Source organism: Vibrio sp. Isolate23, assembly GCF_022398095.1.
In the GTDB taxonomy this organism is placed as follows: domain Bacteria; phylum Pseudomonadota; class Gammaproteobacteria; order Enterobacterales; family Vibrionaceae; genus Vibrio; species Vibrio coralliilyticus_A.
Genome location: NZ_JAKEUV010000004.1, coordinates 218014 through 240353, shown reverse-complemented (window position 1 = coordinate 240353; position 22340 = coordinate 218014). Strand labels below are relative to the sequence as shown.

General features: G+C 43.7%; 23 protein-coding genes. 13 read left to right on the top strand and 10 right to left on the bottom strand.

Going from position 1 to position 22340, the window contains the following annotated elements:
• Positions 1–168: 168 nt before the first annotated feature.
• A complete protein-coding gene (locus L1D31_RS13220; RefSeq protein WP_200876929.1) occupies positions 169–339 on the bottom strand; it encodes a hypothetical protein in 171 nt (56 codons plus the stop codon).
• Positions 340–564: 225 nt separating this feature from the next.
• On the opposite strand from L1D31_RS13220, the gene L1D31_RS13215 reads away from it, so the two are divergent.
• On the top strand, positions 565–1485 hold the full coding sequence (locus L1D31_RS13215) for a WYL domain-containing protein (protein ID WP_038156625.1): 921 nt from the start codon (positions 565–567) through the stop codon (positions 1483–1485).
• A gap of 342 nt (positions 1486–1827) precedes the next feature.
• On the opposite strand, the gene syd is transcribed toward L1D31_RS13215, so the two are convergent.
• Positions 1828–2373, bottom strand: a complete 546-nt coding sequence (gene syd, locus L1D31_RS13210; RefSeq protein ID WP_239837647.1) for a SecY-interacting protein — start codon at positions 2371–2373, stop codon at positions 1828–1830.
• Positions 2374–2462: 89 nt separating this feature from the next.
• Here syd and queF point away from each other — a divergent pair, with 89 nt between their 5' ends.
• The 6 genes from queF to L1D31_RS13180 all read left to right on the top strand — a co-directional run bounded on the left by queF (position 2463) and on the right by L1D31_RS13180 (position 10629).
• Complete coding sequence (gene queF / locus L1D31_RS13205) at positions 2463–3308, top strand: NADPH-dependent 7-cyano-7-deazaguanine reductase QueF (protein WP_239837569.1); 846 nt, start codon at positions 2463–2465, stop codon at positions 3306–3308.
• A gap of 15 nt (positions 3309–3323) precedes the next feature.
• Positions 3324–5594, top strand: coding sequence for a tetratricopeptide repeat protein (locus L1D31_RS13200; protein ID WP_239837568.1), 2271 nt, complete (start codon positions 3324–3326; stop codon positions 5592–5594).
• A gap of 110 nt (positions 5595–5704) precedes the next feature.
• Entirely contained in the window at positions 5705–7270 is a 1566-nt protein-coding gene (locus L1D31_RS13195; RefSeq protein ID WP_239837567.1) for a GGDEF domain-containing protein, read from the top strand.
• 206 nt (positions 7271–7476) lie between these two features.
• Positions 7477–8838, top strand: coding sequence for a nucleotide 5'-monophosphate nucleosidase PpnN (ppnN, locus tag L1D31_RS13190; protein WP_239837566.1), 1362 nt, complete (start codon positions 7477–7479; stop codon positions 8836–8838).
• Positions 8839–8905: 67 nt separating this feature from the next.
• The gene (xni, locus tag L1D31_RS13185; protein WP_239837565.1) at positions 8906–9691 is read left to right on the top strand and encodes a flap endonuclease Xni; all 786 of its coding nucleotides are present in this window, start codon (positions 8906–8908) and stop codon (positions 9689–9691) included.
• 188 nt (positions 9692–9879) lie between these two features.
• A complete protein-coding gene (locus L1D31_RS13180) occupies positions 9880–10629 on the top strand; it encodes a DNA/RNA non-specific endonuclease (protein ID WP_239837564.1) in 750 nt (249 codons plus the stop codon).
• 74 nt (positions 10630–10703) lie between these two features.
• On the opposite strand, the gene hemH is transcribed toward L1D31_RS13180, so the two are convergent.
• The 3 genes from hemH to htpG form a co-directional block, all read right to left on the bottom strand.
• Complete coding sequence (gene hemH / locus L1D31_RS13175) at positions 10704–11663, bottom strand: ferrochelatase (RefSeq protein ID WP_239837563.1); 960 nt, start codon at positions 11661–11663, stop codon at positions 10704–10706.
• A gap of 133 nt (positions 11664–11796) precedes the next feature.
• The gene (adk, locus tag L1D31_RS13170; protein ID WP_239837562.1) at positions 11797–12441 is read right to left on the bottom strand and encodes an adenylate kinase; all 645 of its coding nucleotides are present in this window, start codon (positions 12439–12441) and stop codon (positions 11797–11799) included.
• 317 nt (positions 12442–12758) lie between these two features.
• Positions 12759–14663, bottom strand: a complete 1905-nt coding sequence (gene htpG, locus L1D31_RS13165) for a molecular chaperone HtpG (protein WP_239837561.1) — start codon at positions 14661–14663, stop codon at positions 12759–12761.
• Between the two features lie 250 nt (positions 14664–14913).
• Between htpG and L1D31_RS13160 the strand changes: the two genes are divergently transcribed.
• The 4 genes from L1D31_RS13160 to L1D31_RS13145 are packed head-to-tail and all read left to right on the top strand — an operon-like array spanning position 14914 to position 17383.
• The gene (locus L1D31_RS13160) at positions 14914–15768 is read left to right on the top strand and encodes a transcriptional regulator (protein WP_239837560.1); all 855 of its coding nucleotides are present in this window, start codon (positions 14914–14916) and stop codon (positions 15766–15768) included.
• 10 nt (positions 15769–15778) lie between these two features.
• A complete protein-coding gene (locus tag L1D31_RS13155; RefSeq protein ID WP_239837559.1) occupies positions 15779–16294 on the top strand; it encodes a regulatory protein ToxS in 516 nt (171 codons plus the stop codon).
• A 48-nt stretch (positions 16295–16342) separates the two neighbouring features.
• The gene (locus L1D31_RS13150; protein WP_239837558.1) at positions 16343–17098 is read left to right on the top strand and encodes a sulfite exporter TauE/SafE family protein; all 756 of its coding nucleotides are present in this window, start codon (positions 16343–16345) and stop codon (positions 17096–17098) included.
• Positions 17099–17104: 6 nt separating this feature from the next.
• On the top strand, positions 17105–17383 hold the full coding sequence (locus tag L1D31_RS13145; protein ID WP_239837557.1) for a SelT/SelW/SelH family protein: 279 nt from the start codon (positions 17105–17107) through the stop codon (positions 17381–17383).
• Positions 17384–17409: 26 nt separating this feature from the next.
• Here the strand turns inward: L1D31_RS13145 and yfcE are convergent, their stop codons facing one another.
• Genes yfcE through L1D31_RS13120 form a run of 5 tightly spaced genes read right to left on the bottom strand, consistent with a single transcriptional unit; the run spans position 17410 to position 20272 of the window.
• Positions 17410–17955 (bottom strand): phosphodiesterase, encoded by a 546-nt coding sequence (yfcE, locus tag L1D31_RS13140; RefSeq protein ID WP_239837556.1) that lies wholly within the window; start codon positions 17953–17955, stop codon positions 17410–17412.
• Positions 17956–18005: 50 nt separating this feature from the next.
• Positions 18006–18410 (bottom strand): CBS domain-containing protein, encoded by a 405-nt coding sequence (locus tag L1D31_RS13135; protein WP_239837555.1) that lies wholly within the window; start codon positions 18408–18410, stop codon positions 18006–18008.
• The gene (locus L1D31_RS13130; protein ID WP_239837554.1) at positions 18407–18757 is read right to left on the bottom strand and encodes a P-II family nitrogen regulator; all 351 of its coding nucleotides are present in this window, start codon (positions 18755–18757) and stop codon (positions 18407–18409) included. Before L1D31_RS13130 ends, L1D31_RS13135 begins: the two co-directional genes overlap by 4 nt.
• Entirely contained in the window at positions 18747–19541 is a 795-nt protein-coding gene (locus tag L1D31_RS13125; protein ID WP_239837553.1) for a DUF1538 domain-containing protein, read from the bottom strand. The genes L1D31_RS13130 and L1D31_RS13125 overlap by 11 nt, the downstream gene beginning before the upstream one ends.
• On the bottom strand, positions 19538–20272 hold the full coding sequence (locus L1D31_RS13120; protein WP_239837552.1) for a DUF1538 domain-containing protein: 735 nt from the start codon (positions 20270–20272) through the stop codon (positions 19538–19540). Before L1D31_RS13120 ends, L1D31_RS13125 begins: the two co-directional genes overlap by 4 nt.
• A gap of 230 nt (positions 20273–20502) precedes the next feature.
• Between L1D31_RS13120 and L1D31_RS13115 the strand changes: the two genes are divergently transcribed.
• On the top strand, positions 20503–21417 hold the full coding sequence (locus L1D31_RS13115) for a TIGR01777 family oxidoreductase (RefSeq protein ID WP_239837551.1): 915 nt from the start codon (positions 20503–20505) through the stop codon (positions 21415–21417).
• 45 nt (positions 21418–21462) lie between these two features.
• Complete coding sequence (locus tag L1D31_RS13110; protein WP_239837550.1) at positions 21463–22290, top strand: SDR family oxidoreductase; 828 nt, start codon at positions 21463–21465, stop codon at positions 22288–22290.
• Positions 22291–22340 lie beyond the last annotated feature (50 nt).

The following is a 22340-nucleotide window of genomic DNA, read 5'->3' as shown; positions in this document are numbered from 1 at the left end:
TATTGAGGTGAACATTGAAGAAAGGTACTATCATCGTTCTCAAAGGTTGATAGTCTGTTCTTCAATGGACAAACACCTAGGTGTTGTGCCTTATTAGTTCTGTTGGCGCAGAAAAAATAAATCACCTCACAAGAAAAGCACTTTTCAGTCAAACTGATAAGTGCTTTTTTATTTTTCCTTTCTAACTCCTTTAAATGGTTTACCGTCACTTTTGACGTCCATGAATCGTCCAGTGTTTGCATCACGTTTAACCCAATAGCCAGAACCAGTTTGAGTTTGTGAACGTTCACGAACAGCACCATTGCGGCGGTTATCACCGACTTTTCCGTTAGTTGCCATAAGCAACCTCCTATCGTTTTATCCGTTGAAGACCCATTCTCCAACTTTGATCGATGGTATGATCAAAAAATAACCACGTCAATGGTGACGTTTGATTTTTATAAGTGAAATAAAATAAGATTAACATTAACAAATGGAACAGACGAAAAATAAGCCCTATAAAGTAGACTCAAAATGAATGCTAGAGTAATATTTATATCACATATATAGAGAGAAACACCGACGATGCTTACCTACAAAGAACTTAAAGATAAACATACAAATAACGCAGATCGTCTAGCATATATAGACTTTATGCTGCGCTTTACCGGTATTGTTAAACGTTCTGACATCGGCGAGATGTTTAACTTATCCGACGCTGCCGCTTCAAAAGTTTTAGCAGATTACAGTAATGTTTGTGACAAGAATATTGAGTACAACAGAAGTGTTAGAGCTAACGCTATTGTTAGGGATACCTATGAGCCTCTTATCAATTTAGATGCGGAAACAGCATTGGGGATGCTTGCTAATGGCTTCAATAAGAACAAGCTATCTCAGCCAGCTAAAGCGACTATCCCATTTGAGAAAATAGGTCGGGTACCAAACAAACTCTCAACCAAATTTATAGCAAGAATAACTAGAGCAATTAATGGTAAATACGCGATTAGTTGCGAATATCGCTCAGAGAACAGTGATAATCATGACAGACGTACGATCATTCCACTTGCGATGATGCACGATGGTGTGAACTGGATGTTTAGAGGCTATCATCGGAGCGATGAAAGCAACGTATTCTTTAAGAACTTCCATTTTTCTAGAGCCCAAGAAGTAATTGAGCATTTTGATGATAAAGAATACAAGGCATTGCCTCATGAAAGCCTAGAATCTGACAAGGAATGGAACTTAGTTCTTCCTCTTCAATTGAGAATCCATCCTGATAGGGACGAAGATCAGAAAAGACGAATCAGAACAGATTTTGGTATCCTTGAAGGCAAAGACGATCTAACCACATCTGTACGTTGTGCATTTCTCTGGATTATGGAAAAAGAATGGTTCATCGATAGCAGAACCGATGAACAGAAATTAGACACAAAAACATCGAGATTCTACAAGTTTGAGCTTTTAAATGCGGAAATGCTGAAGCTTGTGAAGGCTAGTAATCTTTAAGTGGAACGCCTTGATGATAAAAGGAATACAAAATACCGATGCTTGGTGCCTCCGGTTTTAGGCAATTAAGTAATGATTAATACCTGTAAGCTCAAGTCTAAATTAGTACTGTTCAAACCGTGATCACCGTAAACGAAGAACTGATGCTCCGATCGACTAAGTACATGTACCCCTTACAAAGAATACATTTCGACATAAAAACAAACTTAAGTACATGTACTACTACATAAAAAAACGTTAAGTAGAAATTTGATTTTACATTTAAAATCAAATTGTTACTGAAAGAAACCTTAATTGACGATGTTCAGGATTTTATCGTATCAACATTTCCGCGGTACATGGTTATACCGCTGGCTCTAGGTTAGCCAAAAATTCCGCTACATTCTCGGTAAGCACATCGCGTTTATCAGTACCCAATCGCTCGAGAATAACGTTACCTGTTAGATTACAAATGGAAATCACGTCCAATTCTGCATCGGTTGCGGCAATAAAAACCGTTGGCTTCAGTTTAAGCCGACGCTGAGTGACTAGGTGACCAAGAATGTTTTCCTGCAAACGAACAAAATCTTCATCACTCCATACCTGAAGTAACGTCAGTTCATTGCCGTTCCAAGTCGCCTCCATATCCGCACTGTACTGCGAACCATAGAAGGTTTTAATGTCTTGATGGAGTGTCAGTTCGATACCGTTTTCAACATTAGTGAAATCCGCTGGATGCTCACGCTCATCTGCCTGCCATTCAACATAGTCAGTCTGCTTTGCTTCAACGCAAGGTGACACGAGATCCACCAGCTCTTCGCTTCTTGGCAAATGTCCATGGGTGTCAAGACAGCTCTGACGGTACTTTTCACTGAACGAGCGCAGCGCTTGCAAGGCAGTTTCAGCCATTAGATTCTCCAATTGAGTCTTCGAATGTTCGCTTTTAACGACAGGATTGCGTAAAATTCTCGCCATTCTAATCCAAATCTATGCAAAGTATGAGCAAATATTCTGACGCAAAGGAACTGGCGGGATTAACGCTCGGTCAAAAAACCGAATACGCCAACCAATACGACGCTTCATTACTTCAACCTGTACCTCGTAGCTTAAATCGCGATGATCTTAATCTAGGTAATGCTCTACCATTTCAAGGCTGTGATATCTGGACTCTATATGAGCTGTCTTGGCTTAATGAAAAAGGCTTACCACAAGTCGCAATTGGCGAAGTATCGATCCCAGCGACCAGTACCAACTTGATTGAATCTAAGTCTTTTAAGTTGTACCTCAACAGCTTTAACCAAACCCGCTTTAGCTCATGGGATCAAGTTGAACAAACATTAGCGAAGGATCTCTCCCACTTTGCAGGTGAAGAGGTTTTAGTCACTATTCGTTCTGTTGTCGACTATACCGACAGCGTGATCGTGACAATGGCAGGCGACTGCATTGATGATCAGGATATCGAGATTGAGAGCTACGAGTTTGATACCAGCTTGCTACAAGGTGCCACAGAACAAGAATATGTATCAGAGAGCCTGCATAGCCATCTACTAAAATCTAACTGCTTAATCACCAACCAACCAGATTGGGGAAGCGTTGAGATTCAGTATCAGGGTCAAAAAATCAATCGTGAAGCTCTGTTACGCTACTTAGTGTCATTCCGTGAACACAACGAGTTCCATGAACAGTGCGTTGAGCGTATCTTCACTGACATAATGAAATACTGTCAGCCAGAAAAGTTAACCGTCTACGCTCGTTACACACGACGTGGTGGTCTGGATATCAACCCTTACCGCTCAACGGAACAAGCGCAGCCTACTCATAACCAACGTATGGCTCGCCAATAAGGATTACATTTAAGGATGCAGATTTTGCGCTGGGAACGTTTGTTTGGATTATTGGTTTTATTACTGTCATCTCAGGTGATGGCTTCTACTGTCTATTCATCAGCCATGCTTAATGAAGCCAGCTCTCTGGTGGATATCGTACCTAAGCAATCCAAGCAACTTGCAACTAATTATCTCGCCCAGCGCAAGCTGACTAACCAAACCGAGCAGAGCCCGTCCGCCATTTCTCGGGATGATTCCGACAGTCGGGTCAGAACACCTGGTGGTACTATTGACGCACTGAAAATTCTTGCCCGTGCAGAATTCAACTCAGGTAACCCTGATGCTGCACTGAAATACCTCAACGAAGCTCAAGCGCTAACCACCACTTACCTACTCCCCTACTTAAGCCTTGATTTACAATTACTCGAAATCCGCTTGCGCTGGAAGATAGACGGAGATGCGGAAACGGCGAGAAAAAATATCACTGAGGTTGAACAAGCATTTGATGCTATCCAAAATCCAGAACAACTGGCCAAGGGACTCAATTACCAACTCATTATGCTGAAAGCTGATATTGCATCAGCGGAAGGAGAGATAGAACTTGCGAATCAGTTATACAAGGGTGTGATCCCTTATATTGAGCAGTCCAATAACAAGCATACGGTGATCGCTTATCACATTGCTTTGGGTAAACACTTCCTTACCCACAAACTGTACAACAAAGCCCTTTCTGAATTACTAACCAGTTATTGGAGCGCAATTGAAGATACCTCAGGCATACAACTCGCAGAAGTTAACCGCCTTTTAGGGCAATTGTTCTATGAACGACGCGTATTAGATAAAGCCACCGATCATTTCTCACAGGCTGCAGACTTCTACGACAATTATGAAAATTCGCCTATTTTGCCTCCAATTCTCAAACGTATGGGTGACATTTACTATCATCAAGGCAAATATAACCTCGCTTTAGTACACTACTTCAACGCTATCGATCATGAACGTATCCAGAACAACATAGAGAACGTCATCGACATCCGTTTAGCGCTTGCCGCCACCTATTTACAATTAGTGAATTTTCCCCTTGCAGAGCAATACCTTGAGCGTGCCGAGGAGCTGCTGACCTATGTCGACATTCCCAAACTTAAAGCACAAGCTCTATTATTAGAAGCGGGACTGGCTTCCCACCAAAGGCACCCGAAAGAAGTGGTAACAAAAGCCACGAAAGCTTTGAACATTGCGATTGAAATCGAAGACCTTTCGATTCAGAAGCATGCCTATCAGATGCTTAATATTGGTAACGAACTACTTGGCAACTACAAAGCGGCATTAACATACCTCCAGCAATACAACGCGTTGTCCAACATTGAACAACAGGAACTGGCGTTGATCAACGAGGATGATTTTAGACAGCAGAAAGATGTGGTTGAACAAACACTCCACCTCGTGGAGCAGAAAGAAAAACTGGAACAAACTGAAAACGAATATCGTAAGTTCCAAAAAATTTCCTTTACGCTATTTGTCACTTGCGCGCTGTTATTTATCTTTTTACTGCGCCGCGGTCACATCATGAGTGTGCAAAAAGAGGAGATAGATGAACTCAACGACGATCTCTACACACACTCCCGTTCAGGGCTGAAAAACCTTCGCATGCTCAATGCTAAGCTGCCTGCCTCATTGGAGGCCAGTAGCCATAAGTTTGAGAAATGGCATGTCGGAGAACTGATCCATGAACCCCTAAATGATCGACTGCGCTTTGTCATGGTAGATATCCCTTTTCTGCGCAATATGTATTTGCAACATGGCTATGCCGATGGGCTCAAGCTTGAGAAAGCCCTCGGTCAGTTCCTCCAAGAAAAGGTCCAGCGCCCAGCAAGGATATATCATTTCTCCGATGCAAACTTACTTTACATCGAGCCCAATAGTGACAATACTGCCCAGCCAGAACAAGTATTTGAAAAGGTGCAGAACTGGGTGGATGAATTTGCTCAAAAGTATGCCCTCAATAATATTATTCGCATGGGTATGGCTGATTACCCATTTTTGCCGCGTGCTTATACCGCCATCAATGATAAAGAACTACTGGACATTTTACTGATGTCGACCAGTGCCGCCCGCACTTTAAGTATGAAAGAACACTCTAGCCAGTGGGTGTATTTGAAGGCGATAGAGAACGCGCCTGCAGCCAGCCTAGCAACCGGAAATATACGTAAAGCATGTAAGCATTCCATCAGTCAGGGATTGATAAAAGTGCACTCTTCTTACAAGAATGAGGAGAGCATCAAAAAATTATTAAAAGATGAGTAAAAGCTACTCAAACAGCTCGGATTGAGCGTGACGCGGTAATTTTATTTGTTATTATCGTTTGATTAATTAATAAGATTTTTTTGATCTTATCTTCATAAGCATAGATTTTCATGGGCGTCCTCGAGCAAGATATTCAGTCACAGCTGCACAATCTGAAATCTCAATTAGAGCAAGTTCGATTGACACAAAGAGATACCTCGTTCAAATTTAAAAGAGAGCAAAAGGTATTGAAGCGCATCATTGCATCACTCAGTGACGCATGTCGTAGTGAAGATCCAAGACTCAAATCAGGGCTAACAGAACTAAGACAAGCCATAGAGCAACAAAAAGATGTCAGTGCCCTTATCCCGAAGTTGGCAGTGCTTGAGCGTTTACTCAAGCAACAGAGTGTGGCGATGGAAAAACAAACCGAGCATCTGGACTCCCAGATCAAACACAGTGGCGAAACCCTGCTGCGAGTGACAGGCCTACCGGCAAAAGTGAAGCGTGACCTACGCGATTTGCTCAGCTATTCAAATGGCGTCGAGCGACCAAAAGCCGACTCAGCGATGAAGTTACTCGCGATTTACGAACGCTCCCTAAAAATCATCACATCCAACCCTGATACAGCCATCAATCAGATTACGAATAGTGCTGACAAAGAACTGCTATTGCGCCTTTCTGACGAACTGCAACACGTCATTACCGAGTTAGATTTCGAAGGTGAATCTGGCGACTTGCTCTCGGATATCCGCGCTAAATTACTGCTTGGAGTCAATACCCATGTGTTGATTGAATTAACTTTGCAGGTTCTTAAGTTGGTCATTGACGGAACCAAATATGAGCGCAAAACCTCAGAGCAATTTTTAGAACAAGTGAATGCGTCTCTCTCATCAACACTGAAAAGCTCCTCTCAGAATGTCGATCAAAGCCAAACCTATTTTGAACACCGTCAGGAAATGAATAGTGAGCTAGATGATCTCGTTTCAGAAACCAAAGCAAAAGTGGATGACGCCAGCTCTCTAGACTCGCTGCAAACGCAGCTCAACCCTTTGCTTGCTAAACTCAGCTCTCTTTCTGAGCGTCTTCATCACGCCGAACAACGTGAACAAGCGCTGATTGACCGTATGAGTTATGGAAAAAATCAACTGGAAGCCTTGTTCGAAGTCACACAAGACTACCGTCGTCGCCTTGAAGATCAAGCTCAACGAATCCTGCTCGACCCTCTTACCAAAGTATACAACCGTACCGCTTTCAATGATCGCCTAGAACTGGAATATCGACGCTGGATACGGTCACAAAACAACTTACGTATTATCTTGCTCGATATTGATGGTTTTAAAGCGATCAATGATAGCTTTGGCTACACGGCTGGCGACAAAGCACTGAAGATTATTGCCCGTACGATAAAGAAAGAGCTGTCTGATACTGATACTGTCGCGCGCTTTTCAGGTGAAGAGTTTATTGTACTAATGCCAGACGGCTCTGATAATGACTGCTTTAGCACCATCCAGAATATTCAAAACAAAGTTGCCAAGCTGCCGTTCAAATTCCGAGAGCAGAACCTCGTCATCACCATGTCCGCTTCGAGCACAGGCTTTAAAGAATCAGACACTCCTGAAGAAGTGTTAGAACGCCTAAACCGTGTCCTCAACGAAGCCAAGACGATTGGCCCAAGTCAGCTTGTCTGGAAATAACCCTACTCTTCCTTCTTCCAGAAGCCATTCATGTCGTGATTGATGTAGATATATCAATCAGTTAGCCTTTTATATCTGTCAAAGCGTGCTAAGCTTGTTAGTACCTCTCGCTTTTATATTCCCAATTACCCCTAAGGTATATGCAGAGGCACAACAACTATAAGAAAGGTTTTGCAGAGAAGCTTTCTCTCATCAAGGAGGTCACTATGATCACTCATATCAGTCCGGCTGGCAGTATGGATCTGCTTTCTCAACTCGAAGTTGAGCGTCTTAAGAAAACGGCCGCCAGTGATCTGTATCAGCTCTACCGAAATTGTACGCTTGCGGTACTAAATTCTGGTAGCCACACAGATAACTCCAAAGAACTGCTCGATAAATACAAGTCATTTGACGTCAATGTTGTCCGCCGAGAGCGAGGCATTAAACTCGAATTAAGCCATGCCCCAAAACATGCATTTGTTGATGGGCATATTATTAAGAGTATTCAAGAACATCTATTTTCTGTCTTGCGTGACATTGTTTATGTCAACATGCACCTGGCAGACAATCAGCGCTTGAACCTCACCAATCCTAGCCACATTACGAATTTGGTGTTCGGTATTTTGCGTAATGCAGGTGCGCTTACCCCCGGTATAGAGCCTAACCTTGTTGTTTGCTGGGGTGGACACTCAATCAATGCCACTGAGTATCAGTACACCCGAGAAGTGGGTCATGAACTCGGCCTACGTGAACTTAATATCTGCACAGGTTGTGGCCCAGGTGCAATGGAAGGCCCAATGAAGGGGGCGGCGATCGGTCATGCGAAACAACGCTATTACGAGCAACGTTATCTGGGCTTAACAGAGCCTTCGATCATTGCCGCTGAGCCACCAAACCCTATCGTCAATGAATTGGTGATCATGCCCGATATTGAGAAGCGCCTTGAAGCTTTTGTCCGTATGGCGCATGGCATTGTTATCTTTCCGGGTGGGGCAGGAACTGCTGAAGAGCTGCTGTACATTCTCGGCATCATGATGCACCCAGACAACGCTCACCAACCTCTGCCTATCGTTCTCACAGGGCCGAAAGAGAGCGAAGAATATTTCCGATCCATTGATCGTTTCATCGGGGAAACCTTAGGTGAAGATGCACAGCATCACTATGAGATTGTGATTGATGACCCAGAAAAAGTGGCTCAAATAATGAAGCGCGGTATGTCAGATGTTCGCCAACACAGAAAAGACACTGGGGACGCTTACAGCTTCAACTGGTCGCTAAAGATTGAACCCGAGTTTCAACTGCCTTTCGACCCAACACACGACAACATGGCAAGCCTTGACCTGCATCTCAATCAACGACCCGAAAACTTGGCTGCAGCTCTTAGACAGGCCTTCTCTGGCATCGTAGCAGGTAATGTAAAAGCAGAAGGTATTCGTGAAATTGAATGTCACGGCCCATTCGTACTCGACGGCGATGCCACTCTGATGAAGAAGATGGACAAATTGCTACGTGACTTTGTTGAACAGGATCGCATGAAGCTCCCAGGTGGCAGTGCCTACGAACCATGCTATCAGATTAAGACTGCTTGATCGCCGCTGGCAATCTATTTTTCATGCTTTACAATAAGGGCTCTCAGCCCTTATTTTTTTGATTTTTATGTCTATTCATCTTGTTATTATCGATGCATTGAACCTCATTCGGCGCGTCCACTCAGCACAGCCCGATCCTAACGATATAACAAGAACTATCACCACAACCACGCGTACGCTGAACCGTATTATCAGCGAATCACAGCCAACACATATCATCGCGGTTTTTGATCATCATCTACAGGAGAGAGGTTGGCGCGCAGAGGTATTACCTGAATACAAACAAAACCGAAAACCTATGCCAGAACCTTTACTCAATGGATTGGATGCTATTCAGGAAGCGTGGTGGGAACTAGGGATCGATTCATTGTTGTCAGAAGGTGATGAAGCGGATGATCTTGTAGCTACACTCGCAATGAAAGTGGCAAAGCATAACCAAAAAGTGACCATCATTTCGACAGATAAAGGCTACTGCCAGCTACTATCGCCTACCTTACAGATCCGTGATTACTTCCAACATCGCTGGCTTGACGAGCCTTTTATTGAAAAAGAGTTTGGTGTGTCTCCCTCTCAATTGGCCGACTTCTGGGGCTTAACAGGAGTCAGCTCTAGCCAAGTTCCCGGCGTCCCTGGTATTGGACCAAAAGCGGCTAAAGAGATCCTCAATCAATTTGATGACATAGAACAAGCTTATACCTCTGAGCAACTAGCGACCAAATATCGTAAAAAACTAGAGACACATATCGACTCAGCACGTCGATGTAAACAAGTTGCCGCGTTAAAAACGGATATTGAATTGGGTTTCAATCTGCAGGATATTCGCTTCACAGGTCCTACTAACCATGCCCCCTAGGGAGTAAACTCAACTTATTGATTACAGAGAATATGTTAATGAAATCTGTTGTGAAATGCTTTTCTTTCACATAGTGAATATTCACACATTCAATACCACACTCAATATTGATTACCTTTCAACCAATATCACAGCACTACTGATAAATTTCTTTATTTTTCATAGCTCCAATAACGAGGAGCATAATAATGAAAAATACTATTTTACTCAGTCTTGCTGTTGCCTTTTCGCTACCAGTTACAGCGCAAACCTGCGGACAACACTTAGACGTGGGTTTACCTTCCTATCATTCAGATCAAGTCCTTTGTCGCAGCGGCTACGCTGTAGGTTACAACTATCAGAAAAAAAACCCCGATTGGGTTGCTTATCACATCACAGCAGAGAGTGTGAATGCGAGCTATAAACGCAGTAACAGTTTTAAAGAAGATACTGAGCTACCAGACTATGCACGCTCAACTCTCAACGATTACAGCGCTTCAGGCTATGACAGGGGCCATCTTGCTCCCTCGGCCACCATGGACTTTAGCCAAGAATCCATGACGCAAAGTTTTTTAATGAGTAACATGTCACCTCAACGACCGGGTTTTAATCGTGTTGGCTGGCGAATACTGGAAGAGCATGTACGAGATTTAGCCAATGAGTATAATGAGCTTTATGTGATAACAGGCCCAATTTATCGGGGAAATGAAGCGAGTATTGGTGATAATGTCGTTATTCCAAGTGCTTTTTATAAAGTCATTCTCGACCCATACTTTAATGATGCCATTGCTTTTGTCGTTCCACATCGTGATGTTTCCAGCAGCGAATTAGTCAACTTTGTCACAACTGTTGATGATGTTGAGCAGCAGACTGGCTTGGATTTCTTCTCCTTGATTAGCGATAGTGTTGAGGAAACGATGGAGTCCCAACTCTGGGAAATGTGGCCAACACCAGAATAAACAGTAAAGCAAACGCCCTTGCTTTAAAGCAAGGGCGTTATGATGACTGACGAGATTCTAGATCGGTTTTCTCTTTAGGTTTGAGTGGTTAACTCAACCATCATCTGAATATGAAGCTCATTATCGTTTAAACATGGAATGAAGTTAAAAACTTCTCCTCCTTCCTCAAAAAATATCTCCTGACACTGCTCTGAGATCTCTTCTAAGGTTTCTAAGCAATCGGCGGAAAAAGCAGGCGTCATAATATCGAGCTTCTTAATCCCTTTTTCAGGCAATTTTTCTAGCGTTTTATCCGTATATGGCTGCAACCACTCCTCTCGGCCAAATCGAGATTGATACGTCATCCCAATCTGGTCTTTACTCAAACCTAGCTCTAGTCGTAGCAACTCAGTGGTTGTTTCACAATGCTTTGGATATATATCCCCGTTATCAGCGTAACGTTGCGGGATACCATGATATGAGCACAGTAAATAGTCACCGCGTCCTTTATCTGCCCAAGAACGTTTCACACTATCAGCCAACGCTTTAATGTAGGTAGGGTGGTTATGATAATCGCGAATAACTTTATAACTAGGCATCACGGGGAGCTGTTTAAAGGCTTTGGTGAGACCATCCGATACGGCAGCCGTGGTTGTGCTTGAATACTGAGGGTACAAAGGGAGGACTATTACCTCTTCTACCCCTTTTTCTATCAGTGATTCAAGCCCTGACTGAAGGCTAGGATTTCCATAAGTCATCCCCAATTCAACAGGAATATCGATAGATCTCGCGAGTTTTTCTGCTTGGCGCTTGGAGTAAACAAGAAGAGGAGATCCCTCTTCCATCCAAACCGTCTCGTATAGTTTGGCAACTTTCGGTGAACGTATTGGTAAAATAACGCCATGGAGAATCGGGCACCACACCCAACGAGTCATATCCACAACCCTTTGGTCATGCAAGAACTGACTGAGAAAACGTTTTACTGCCGGAGCTGTAGGTGCATCAGGTGTACCCAGGTTAACCAATAATACACCTTGTTTTTTATTATTTTGCATAGAACCCTATCGACACTTTAAAAGAGGCTTTACGTTTGAAACTTCTTTATCGATCAATGTGTAGCGATAAAAAAAGCGACCCAGATAGGTCGCTTTCACTATAACAAACTTTTAAATTCTGCCGTTAGCAAAATTAAGCCAGTGCTTTCTCAATATCAGCACTAACTTCAGCAACTTGCTTAGTACCATCGAACTTAAGGTACTTAGTGTTACCAGCGTCAGCTTCTTTACCGTAGTAAGAGATTAGAGGTGCCGTTTGCTCATGGTACACGCCTAGACGCGCACGTACTGTCTCTTCTTTATCGTCATCACGTACAACCAGATCTTCACCGGTAACATCGTCTTTACCTTCAACTTTAGGCGGGTTGTAAACAACGTGGTAAGTACGACCAGAAGGTAGGTGAGCACGACGACCAACCATGCGCTCGACAATAACGTCATCAGCTACGTCAAACTCAATCACGTAGTCTACATCAACGCCCATCTCTTTAAGGCCATCAGCCTGAGGAATTGTGCGTGGGAAACCATCAAGTAGGAAACCTTTTTCGCAGTCATCTTGAGCAATACGCTCTTTAATTAGACCAAGGATGATTTCATCAGAAACTAGCTGACCAGCGTCGATTACAGCTTTCGCTTGTTTACCAAGCTCTGTACCCGCTTTGATAGCAGCACGTAGCATGTCACCAGTAGAGATTTGTGGAATACCGTATTTCTCCATGATGAATTGAGCCTGTGTGCCTTTACCCGCACCTGGAGCACCTAGAAGAATGATGCGCATGTTGAATCCTCTTAAGATAATGATGATTTATACCGAAGCTCACTATGGTGTTCATAACAAACAACAGCCTTAGCTCACGGTAAGTTTCGGTATAACTGTTCTTTCAATTGACAATAAAACAGGCGTGCACATTACACGCCTGCTCACTTTGTTTCAAGATTGCATTCTATCACACAATCTGTTCGCGTCGCTCAGCTTACGACTAAAGAATGCTTAAACACTCACATTAAGCTGCAAACTTACGTTGTTTTATTCACGATTAGCGCAAATAAATCAAAAAGCCCGCATGATGCGAGCTTTTTGTTACCGTTTGACTATTAGCCCTTAGTCAAAAGCGAGTTGATGGCACCTACAAATTGAGATGGATCTTCCATCGAGCCGCGCTCTGCCAGCATCGCTTGCCCAAGAAGCACCTCCACCCAACGGCCAAATGCTTCTTCATCAGCTTCATCTGCCATTCGCTTGACCAGATCATGGTCTGGGTTAATTTCGAAGATGTACTTCACTTCAGGTGCGGCCTGACCAGCGGCTTCAAGCAGCTTAGCCATTTGTGTGCCCATTTCGAAATCATCCGTCACCACAACAGCAGGAGTACTAGCCAGTTTAAAGGTCGTGCGAACTTCTTTAACGCGCTCACCTAGGTATTCTTTGGTGCGCTCAACGACAGACTTAAACTCTTCTTCAGTTTCTTTCTGCTTTTCTTTTTCAGCTTCGTCTTCAAACTTGCTCAGATCCAGACCCGCTTTAGTGATTGACTGGAACTGCTTACCATCAAACTCAGTTAGGTAGTTCATCAACCACTCGTCAATACGATCAAACATCAAGATAACTTCGATACCTTTTGCTTTGAATTGCTCAAGGTGTGGGCTGTTCTTCGCGGCGGCATAACTATCTGCGGTCAAGTAGTAAATCTTATCCTGACCTTCTTTCATGCGATCCACGTATGATGCAAGACCGACGGTTTGTTCTGAAGAATCCACTTCTGTAGAAGCAAAACGCAGCAGACCAGCAATTTTTTCTTTATTGCTAATGTCTTCTGCTGGGCCTTCTTTCAACACAAGGCCAAACTCTTTCCAGAACGACTGGTATTTTTCTTCGTCATTTTTTGCCATGCGCTCAAGCATAGTAAGCACACGCTTAGTACATGCGTTTCGCAGAGATTGCGTTACTTTATTATCCTGCAGTATTTCACGCGACACGTTTAGTGGCAGATCATTTGAATCTATTAGCCCTCGAACAAAACGTAAGTATGAAGGCATGAACTGCTCAGCATCATCCATGATGAATACGCGCTGCACATACAGTTTGAGGCCTGATTTATGGTCGCGGTTCATCATATCCCATGGCGCTTTCGATGGGATATACAGCAAGCTGGTGTAGTCGTTCTTACCTTCAACACGGTTATGGCTCCACACAAGTGGGTCAGCGAAGTCGTGTGAAACATGTTTGTAGAACTCTTGGTACTCTTCTTCAGAGATATCAGATTTGTTACGTGTCCAAAGAGCTTGAGCTTTGTTGATTTGCTCCCACTTCTTCTCGCCCGTTTCTTTGCCCTCTTCGTCGCGCTCTGCAGTTTGAATCGCAACAGGGATACCAATATGATCCGAGTACTTGCCGATCACTTCACGTAGACGCCACTCGTTAAGGAACTCTTTGCCTTCATCACGCATGTGCAGAATGATATCCGTACCACGAGACTCTTTTGAAATCGTCTCAATGGTGTACTCACCTTCGCCTGCCGAATGCCACTGAACCGCTTCCTCTGCAGGTAGATTTGCTGCGCGAGTACGAACGGTTACTGCGTCTGCAACAATAAACGCAGAATAGAAACCGACACCAAACTGGCCAATCAATTGAGAATCTTTAGACTGCTCTTCAGACAGTTTTGAGAAAAACTCAGCGGTACCTGACTTTGCAATCGTACCCAGATGTTCGATGACATCATCACGACTCATCCCAATACCATTATCAGAAATAGTCAGCGTATTTGCTGTTTCATCAAATGACAGCTTTACACCTAATTCAGCATCGCCTTGATATAAATCAGGATTAGATAGTGCCTGAAAACGCAACTTATCTGACGCGTCTGATGCGTTTGAAATCAGTTCACGCAAAAAGATCTCTTTATTGGAATAAAGAGAATGAATCATTAAATGAAGTAGCTGTTTTACTTCAGATTGAAAGCCACGAGTTTCTTTGTTTTGTGTTGCTGTATCGCTCATGCTAACTCCATAACATCTATATTTATCGACCGTCCACATTGTCAACGAGGCCGATACTGATATAACCTGCAAGCTAACATGAGGGTGACAATTGTAAATTCAAGGTCAAAAATCATAAAAACAGTGTTTTTTAGGTATAATCTTGACTATTCTTGCACCTCAAAAAAATCAAAAAAACTAAACGTTACCTCCCTGCAACAGGGAATTTGCGCATCTGATGAAACTTATACAACAATAATGGCCATATCTAATGAGTAACATAGGCACTAAGTTCAATCTTGCTAACAGATTCACTTTTGACCCCAATACGAATTCTTTGGTGGACAAATTAAACGACAATGAAATCATTCGTCTGGGAAGTAATGAAAGCCGAATTCTGCTTTTACTATCAGAAAAGCCTAATGAAATCGTATCCCGTAATGAGCTGCATGACTTTGTTTGGCGCGAACAAGGCTTCGAAGTGGATGACTCAAGCTTAACTCAAGCCATATCAACTTTGCGTAAACAGCTTCAGGACTCAACCAAATCCCCCCAGTATGTAAAAACGGTGCCAAAGCGCGGCTATCAACTTATCTGTCCTGTTGAGCGTACTACTCCGTTTATGAATAGTGATACATCTTCAGTAGAAGAAAGGATAGAAGAGCCTGAAGAACTGGTGACTGAGTTGACGGCAGAGCCACAGGTAGTTGACATAAATCCCCTCCCGATTACAGCTCCAACACCACAGACTGCTACTCAAACTAAAGCAAGACCAAAGTGGGCAATACGTATCATGCTGCTTGTGGCGATATTATTGCCTCTCTGTGTGATTTTGTTTACCAACCCCGCTGAATCTAAATTCCGTCAGGTTGCGGTCTACGACAATATTCCAGTCAAAACCCCAATCAGTCATCCTGATCTGAGTCAATGGTACCCATCCATTAAGCAGTGCGTAAAACGCTACAATTCTGCTCATGCGACAGTTGCTCCGGTTGAAGTGATTGCAACGGGTGGCCAAAATAATCAACTAGTGTTGAATTACATTCATTCACTAGACAGCTCAGGTGAAAATATCACGGTTCGTATTTTTGCTGACCAACAAGATCTCAGTAAAGTTTGCCAATAGGAATAATGATATGAATCAGAAAATTGCAGCTGGGTTACTTGCTCTATCAGCGCTATTAAGTGGCTGGCTTTACTGGGGAAGTGATCTGAAAGTTGAGCAAGTACTCACAGCGAAAGAATGGCAATCGAAAATGGTGACCGTGATAACAGACAGCCTCCAAGAAGAGTCCGTAGGCCCACTTCGTAAAGTGGATGTGACGTCTAATGTGAAATACCTACCTAATGGTAGCTATATGCGTGTTGCCACTGTTCGCTTATATGCCAACAACACAGAAAGTGAAAACATCATCAACATTTCTGAAACTGGAGAGTGGGACATTAGTGATAACTACTTGCTGGTATCGCCCATCGAGTTCAAAGATGTTTCTTCAGCCCAAAGCAAAGATTTCACTGCAGATCAACTCAAGCTCATCACACAGATCTTTAAAATGGATGCGCAACAGAGTCGTCGTATCGATATTGTCAATGAGAAAACGTTGCTTCTAACTAGCTTAAGTCATGGTTCTACTGTACTTTTCTCTAACTAACTTCGACCAAAGGGGAGCATGACGCTCCCCTAATTTCCTCTAAATCATATGGATTGGATTCACTCAATTGGGCTGTTGATTGGCTCATTTATCTCAAACACGCTTGCTGCTCTGTCTGGCGGTGGGGCCGGACTCCTGCAATTCCCATTGCTCATTTTCTTTGGTTTGCCTTTTTCGGTCGCCCTAGCCACTCATAAAGTTGCAAGTGTTGCTCTGGGTATCGGCGCAGCGTTTACTCATATCAAGCAAAGAACCATAGACATCAAAGTCGCTTTCTTTTTGGTTATTGTCGGTAGCGTAGGGGTTATCATCGGTGCGAATATCGTGCTAATGATTCCAGAACCGCTTGCCGAAACTATGCTGGGCCTGATGATTTTAGCGATAGGCATTTACTCTCGCTTCAAAAAGCAACTAGGTCAGCAAGAACTTCCAATCAATCGTCATGCTCGAGGATGGATATTGGGCGGGTTAGGGCTCATTTTTATTGGGATAATTAACGGCTCCCTCACTGCCGGTTCGGGGCTGTTAGTTACCATATTCTTAGTTCGTTGGTTTGGATACAGCTACAAACAGGCTGTCGCTTTAACCATGATATGCGTCGGCTTGTTTTGGAATGGAATAGGCGGTGCTGCAGTGACCCAAGCTGGAGCCCCCATTTATTGGCCATGGTTGCCTATCTTATTACTCGGTTCTTTCCTTGGTGGCGGGCTAGGAGCTTACCTAACCACTCGTTATAGTAATCAAGTAATTAAGGTTTGTTTTGAATTGCTGACCTTCGCGGTTGGCATTAAGTTATTAATGTGAGTGATTATGAACAAAGCTAAAATTGATATTTATTACTGTCGCCAATGTAACTGGATGTTGAGATCCACTTGGTTATCTCAGGAATTGCTGCATACCTTCAGTGAAGAAATCGAAACTGTCTCTCTGCACCCTGATACGGGCGGCCGCTTTGAAATTCACTGTAATGAGCAGCTTATCTGGGAAAGAAAGCGAGATGGGGGCTTCCCAGAAGCGAAAACACTCAAACAAAGAGTCCGAAATATTATTGATCCTGAAAGAGACCTAGGACACTCTGACAGTAAGTAACAAGTGCCCGCTTTCACGGGCAGACTTTATAGTTTTACCGAGGCTAGCAACTGCTCGTCGAAGGTGATGACTTTTAACTCCCCTTCTTCATAAAGACCAAAACTAGGCTCAAAGCCGTTACGCGGGAAGGTCACTGAGCCTGGGTTAAAGATGATTTGCTCTCCTTGCCATTCAGAGACTGGAACATGCGTATGGCCATGAACAATAGTATCACCGTGCTGCAGAGTGGGTCTTTTATCCGCATTAAACAAATGACCATGCGTCAGAAACAAACGCTGACCCGTTTCTAATAAAACCCACGCATAATCCATCATCATTGGAAAAGACAGTAGCATCTGATCGACTTCACTGTCGCAATTGCCTCTAACAGCGATGATTTGCGCAGAATAATGGTTAAGTCGTTGAGCTACTGCCGGAGGGTTATAACCCTCTGGAATGGGGTTCCTCGGTCCATGGTTAAGAAGATCACCCAATAAAACTAGGTGTTGTGCTCCGGACTTTTCGAACTCAGTGAGCACTTTTTCTGTTGCCGGCAAACTTCCGTGCAGGTCTGAGGCAAAAAACAACTTCACACCATTATCTCCTCAATAAAACTGAGGCTATTGTACGGGCTCAATATGAGTTAGTCATCTCTCGCCATACCATTAATCACAATATTGTTGTAGCTTACCATTCCTATCACCTGACCATTTTCAATCACTGGCGCTCGACTTATTCCAAAGCGCTCAAATAAGCGAGCACAATATTTGACGTTCATTTCGGGATCCACAGACAGTGCGGGTTTAGTCATGATTTCGTAGATATTGATCCGATCTGGTGAACGATTTTTCGCCAGCACTTTTTTCGCAATGTCATTCATTAGTACTAAGCCATATTCATCATCATCGTGACGTTTATTCACCACCAGAGCCTTAACCTCATGACTACGCGCTAACTGAATGCCTTCTCTAACAGTTGTTAGACCATCAATCATGACATAAGTACTGGCCATAACATCCCGTACTCGGATTATTTCCTGAGCTCTCATAGTTCGTCCTCTACTACCTTGGTTAGCTTCTCTACTTGGTGCGCAACACCAACAGCATCCTCAATATCGATCTGCACTGCGATACCTTGTCCGGATTCCAAATCAAATTCACCAACATCACTGATCGTTTCTAGGATATGACGCGACAGGTGTTCCTCTACGACAAACAGCAACACATCTTTTTGAACTTCCAACGTCAAGCCAAAAAAGGTTCGTTTTTTATTCAAACCTTCACCTCTAGCGTTGTTGATCACCGTCGCTCCTGTTGCACCGGCATTTCGGGCCGCATCCAGAACCTTCTCCGTTTTACTGTCTTCAACAAAAGCCAGTATCAATTTAAAGCGCATTTTCACTATCCTCCTGCGCTGAATCTCTATTGAGCCAGCGAGTGATTTGGGCATAGCCCATAACAGAAATCATCGGGAATAAACTGGCAAAGGCAATCAAACCAAAGCCGTCGATCATGGGGTTTCGACCGGGAACAGTAGAAGCAAGCCCTAAACCTAGAGCTGCGACCAAAGGCACAGTGACAGTGGATGTCGTGACACCTCCAGAATCATAAGCAAGCGGGACAATTAACTTAGGGGCATAGAAAGTTTGAATAACAACGATAATGTATCCAGCGATAATATAGTAATGGATAGGATCCCCCACTACGATTCTATAGCTACCTAAAGAAATACCTATCGCCACGCCTAAAGCCACAGCGATGCGTAAACCATTCACGCTTATTGAGCCTCCCGATACTTGGTTGGCTTTAATCGCAACGGCAATCAAAGATGGTTCCGCAATAGTGGTACTAAAGCCGATGCAGAAAGCAAATAAATATACCCAATAGTAATCCTGCCAACCAATCGATCCCGATATGCTGGTTCTGAACTCTTGCAAAAATGACGGAGCAGTTAACTGTGTAGCCATGGTTTCACCAAGAGGAAACAGTGCAAGCTCCAATCCAATAAGAAATAGAGATAGCCCCAAAATAACATAACCAAAGCCAAGCAAAACTTTAGGTAGATTGGTCACCGGACGGCGTAATACGACAAACTGAAAGCCGAAAATGATCGATGCAATCGGAATAACGTCACTGATCGTGCCTAAGAAAGTATCAAAGAAATGTGACCACTCGATCATGCCACCACCATTCCATAAACCATGACAAACATCATGGGCAGTAATGAAGCAAAGGCAATTAAGCCAAAACCATCGATCATTGGATTACGCCCTTTAATCGCGGATGCCAAACCGACCCCCAAAGCGGTTACCAGAGGCACGGTTATGGTTGACGTTGTCACTCCACCAGAATCGTAAGCAACGCCAATAATGCTTTCAGGAGCAAACATAGTCAGCACCACAACTCCAACATAGCCACCAATAATCATGTATTGGATCGACCAGCCTTTTAGGATGCGTAACACGCCGAGCATAATGGCAATCCCAACGGATAAAGCAACGGTATAACGTAGGCCATTTGCGTAATCATCCATTGCTACGGCTTCAGACGCAATCATTCCACCTTCTGCAGCAACTTCTGCAGCCTCGCCCGCCACCGCGGTTAAAGCGGGTTCAGCAACCGTCGTTCCAAAACCTAAACAGAAAGCAAAGATCATCAACCAAAAGACGCTACCCTTTCGAGCAAACGCTTGAGCCATCGACTCTCCAATCGGAAACAACCCCATCTCGAGCCCAAAGATAAAAAAGGTTAATCCCATCACGACCAACATTAGGCCAAACAATATCGAGAGCATGTTGGGTAGCGGCTCTTGCAGCACAACTAACTGGAAAAAAGCAATTACAGCAACAATGGGCAGTAAGTCTCGTAAACTGCCAAGAAACGCTTTTAACAGCGCGGCAATTGCTTGCATAGACACCTCTTATCCGTGAAGTTCTTGGACATGATGGCAAATGGATCGCGCACTTGATGTGACTCGCATAGCGAGATGACTAAGAAAAGTCACAAAATGTTAATTATGTGATAATCATTAGTTTTGCATAATCAGTGATCCGAATTACAGCTAACTCGCTATAATTATTAGAATTACCGTTTTTGTCTGTTGAGTTATATGGCATTTATGGAGGTTGAAAGGAGATCGGAATGAAAGTACTACTCACTGGTGGCACTGGCTTTATTGGCAAGGAATTACTGAAACACTTCACAACCTACGAAGTGGTTTTACTGACTCGCTCTCCTGCTAAAGCAAAGCCTTTAGTTACTCATGCGGATCTGGGCAATGTCACTTATATTTCCAGCCTAGAACAGTACCGCGATCTCAATGAATTTGATGCTGTTGTCAACCTTGCAGGAGAACCCATCGTAGACAAGCGTTGGAGCAAGCAACAGAAAGAGAAAATCTGTCATAGCCGTTGGAGTATCACCGAAAAGCTCGTTGATTTGATTCACGCCAGCACCTCCCCACCAGCAGTGCTCATCAGCGGCTCTGCGGTGGGTTATTATGGTGATCAACAAGATCATCCATTCGATGAAGCTTTGCATGTTCATAATGAAGGTTTCCCTCATTATGTCTGCGCAAAATGGGAGCAAATAGCCAATCGCGCTCGTTCAGAGTCAACCCGTGTCTGCATTTTAAGAACTGGTATTGTACTTGGGCAAGATGGTGGCGCATTAGGTAAAATGTTATTGCCCTACAAGTTGGGTTTAGGGGGGCCGATAGGCAGTGGTCAACAATACATGCCGTGGATACACATGCTAGATATGGTTCGAGGCATCGTTTATTTACTCGAAACCGAACATGCCCACGGCGAGTTTAATCTATGCGCGCCTCACCCAGTGACCAATAAGCAATTTAGCCAAACATTGGCAAAGTCCCTCAATCGACCTCATTTTCTGTTTACCCCTAAATGGGCTCTTCGTTTCGTTATGGGTGAAAGCTCTTCCCTCCTATTTGACAGTATTCGCGCCAAGCCCAAAAAGCTTACCGAACTGGGATTTCGCTTTAGCTACTCCCGAGTAGAGCCTGCGCTAAAAAATCTATTACAACATCACGAGTAATCTTTTACTCTAGCTTGTCTCTGACGAGCTAAAAGAAAGGAATTCATGTCTCAATCTATTCTCATCACAGGCTGTTCCACGGGGATCGGCCATGTTTGTGCTCATGCACTGCATCAAAAAGGTTATCAAGTCATCGCATCCTGTCGACACGTCGATGACGTTGAGCGCTTACGTAATGAAGGGTTAACCTGCATTCAACTTGACCTTACCGACAGTAGCAGCATCTCCAATGGAGTGAAACGAACGTTAGAGCTAACGAATGGACAGTTGGATGCCTTGTTCAATAATGGCGCATACGGGCAACCTGGAGCCTTGGAAGATCTGCCAACACAGGCTTTACGTGAGCAATTCGAAACCAACTTCTTTGGCTGGCACCAACTGGTTCAAGAAGTCCTACCTAGTATGCGTCAAAATGGCAAAGGGAGAATTGTCCAGAACAGCTCAGTTTTAGGCTTTGCCGCAATGAAATATCGTGGAGCCTATAATGCATCTAAGTTTGCATTAGAAGGCTGGACTGATACGTTGCGCTTGGAGCTAAAAGGCAGCGGCATAGAGATTTGTTTGATCGAGCCCGGCCCGATAGAAACCCAGTTTAGAAAAAATGCTCTGCGAGCTTTTACCAAATGGATTGATATCAACTCAAGCGTGCATCAAAAGCAATATCAAGAGCAGTTAGAGAGGCTAACAAAAGAATCATCGAACAATTCATTTGTCCTACCAGCCGAGTCATGTATCGCCCCTCTCCTACATGCTCTAGAATCAGATAAACCGAAAATTCGCTACCGTGTTACTACTCCAACAAAAGTCTTTGCTGTACTGAAACGGCTACTTCCGAGTCGGCTACTCGATAATATTTTGCGACGAGCTGCTTAAAAATAAATCACCGAGTGTAATTTTTTCGTAATAATAAGACGCTAACTTAC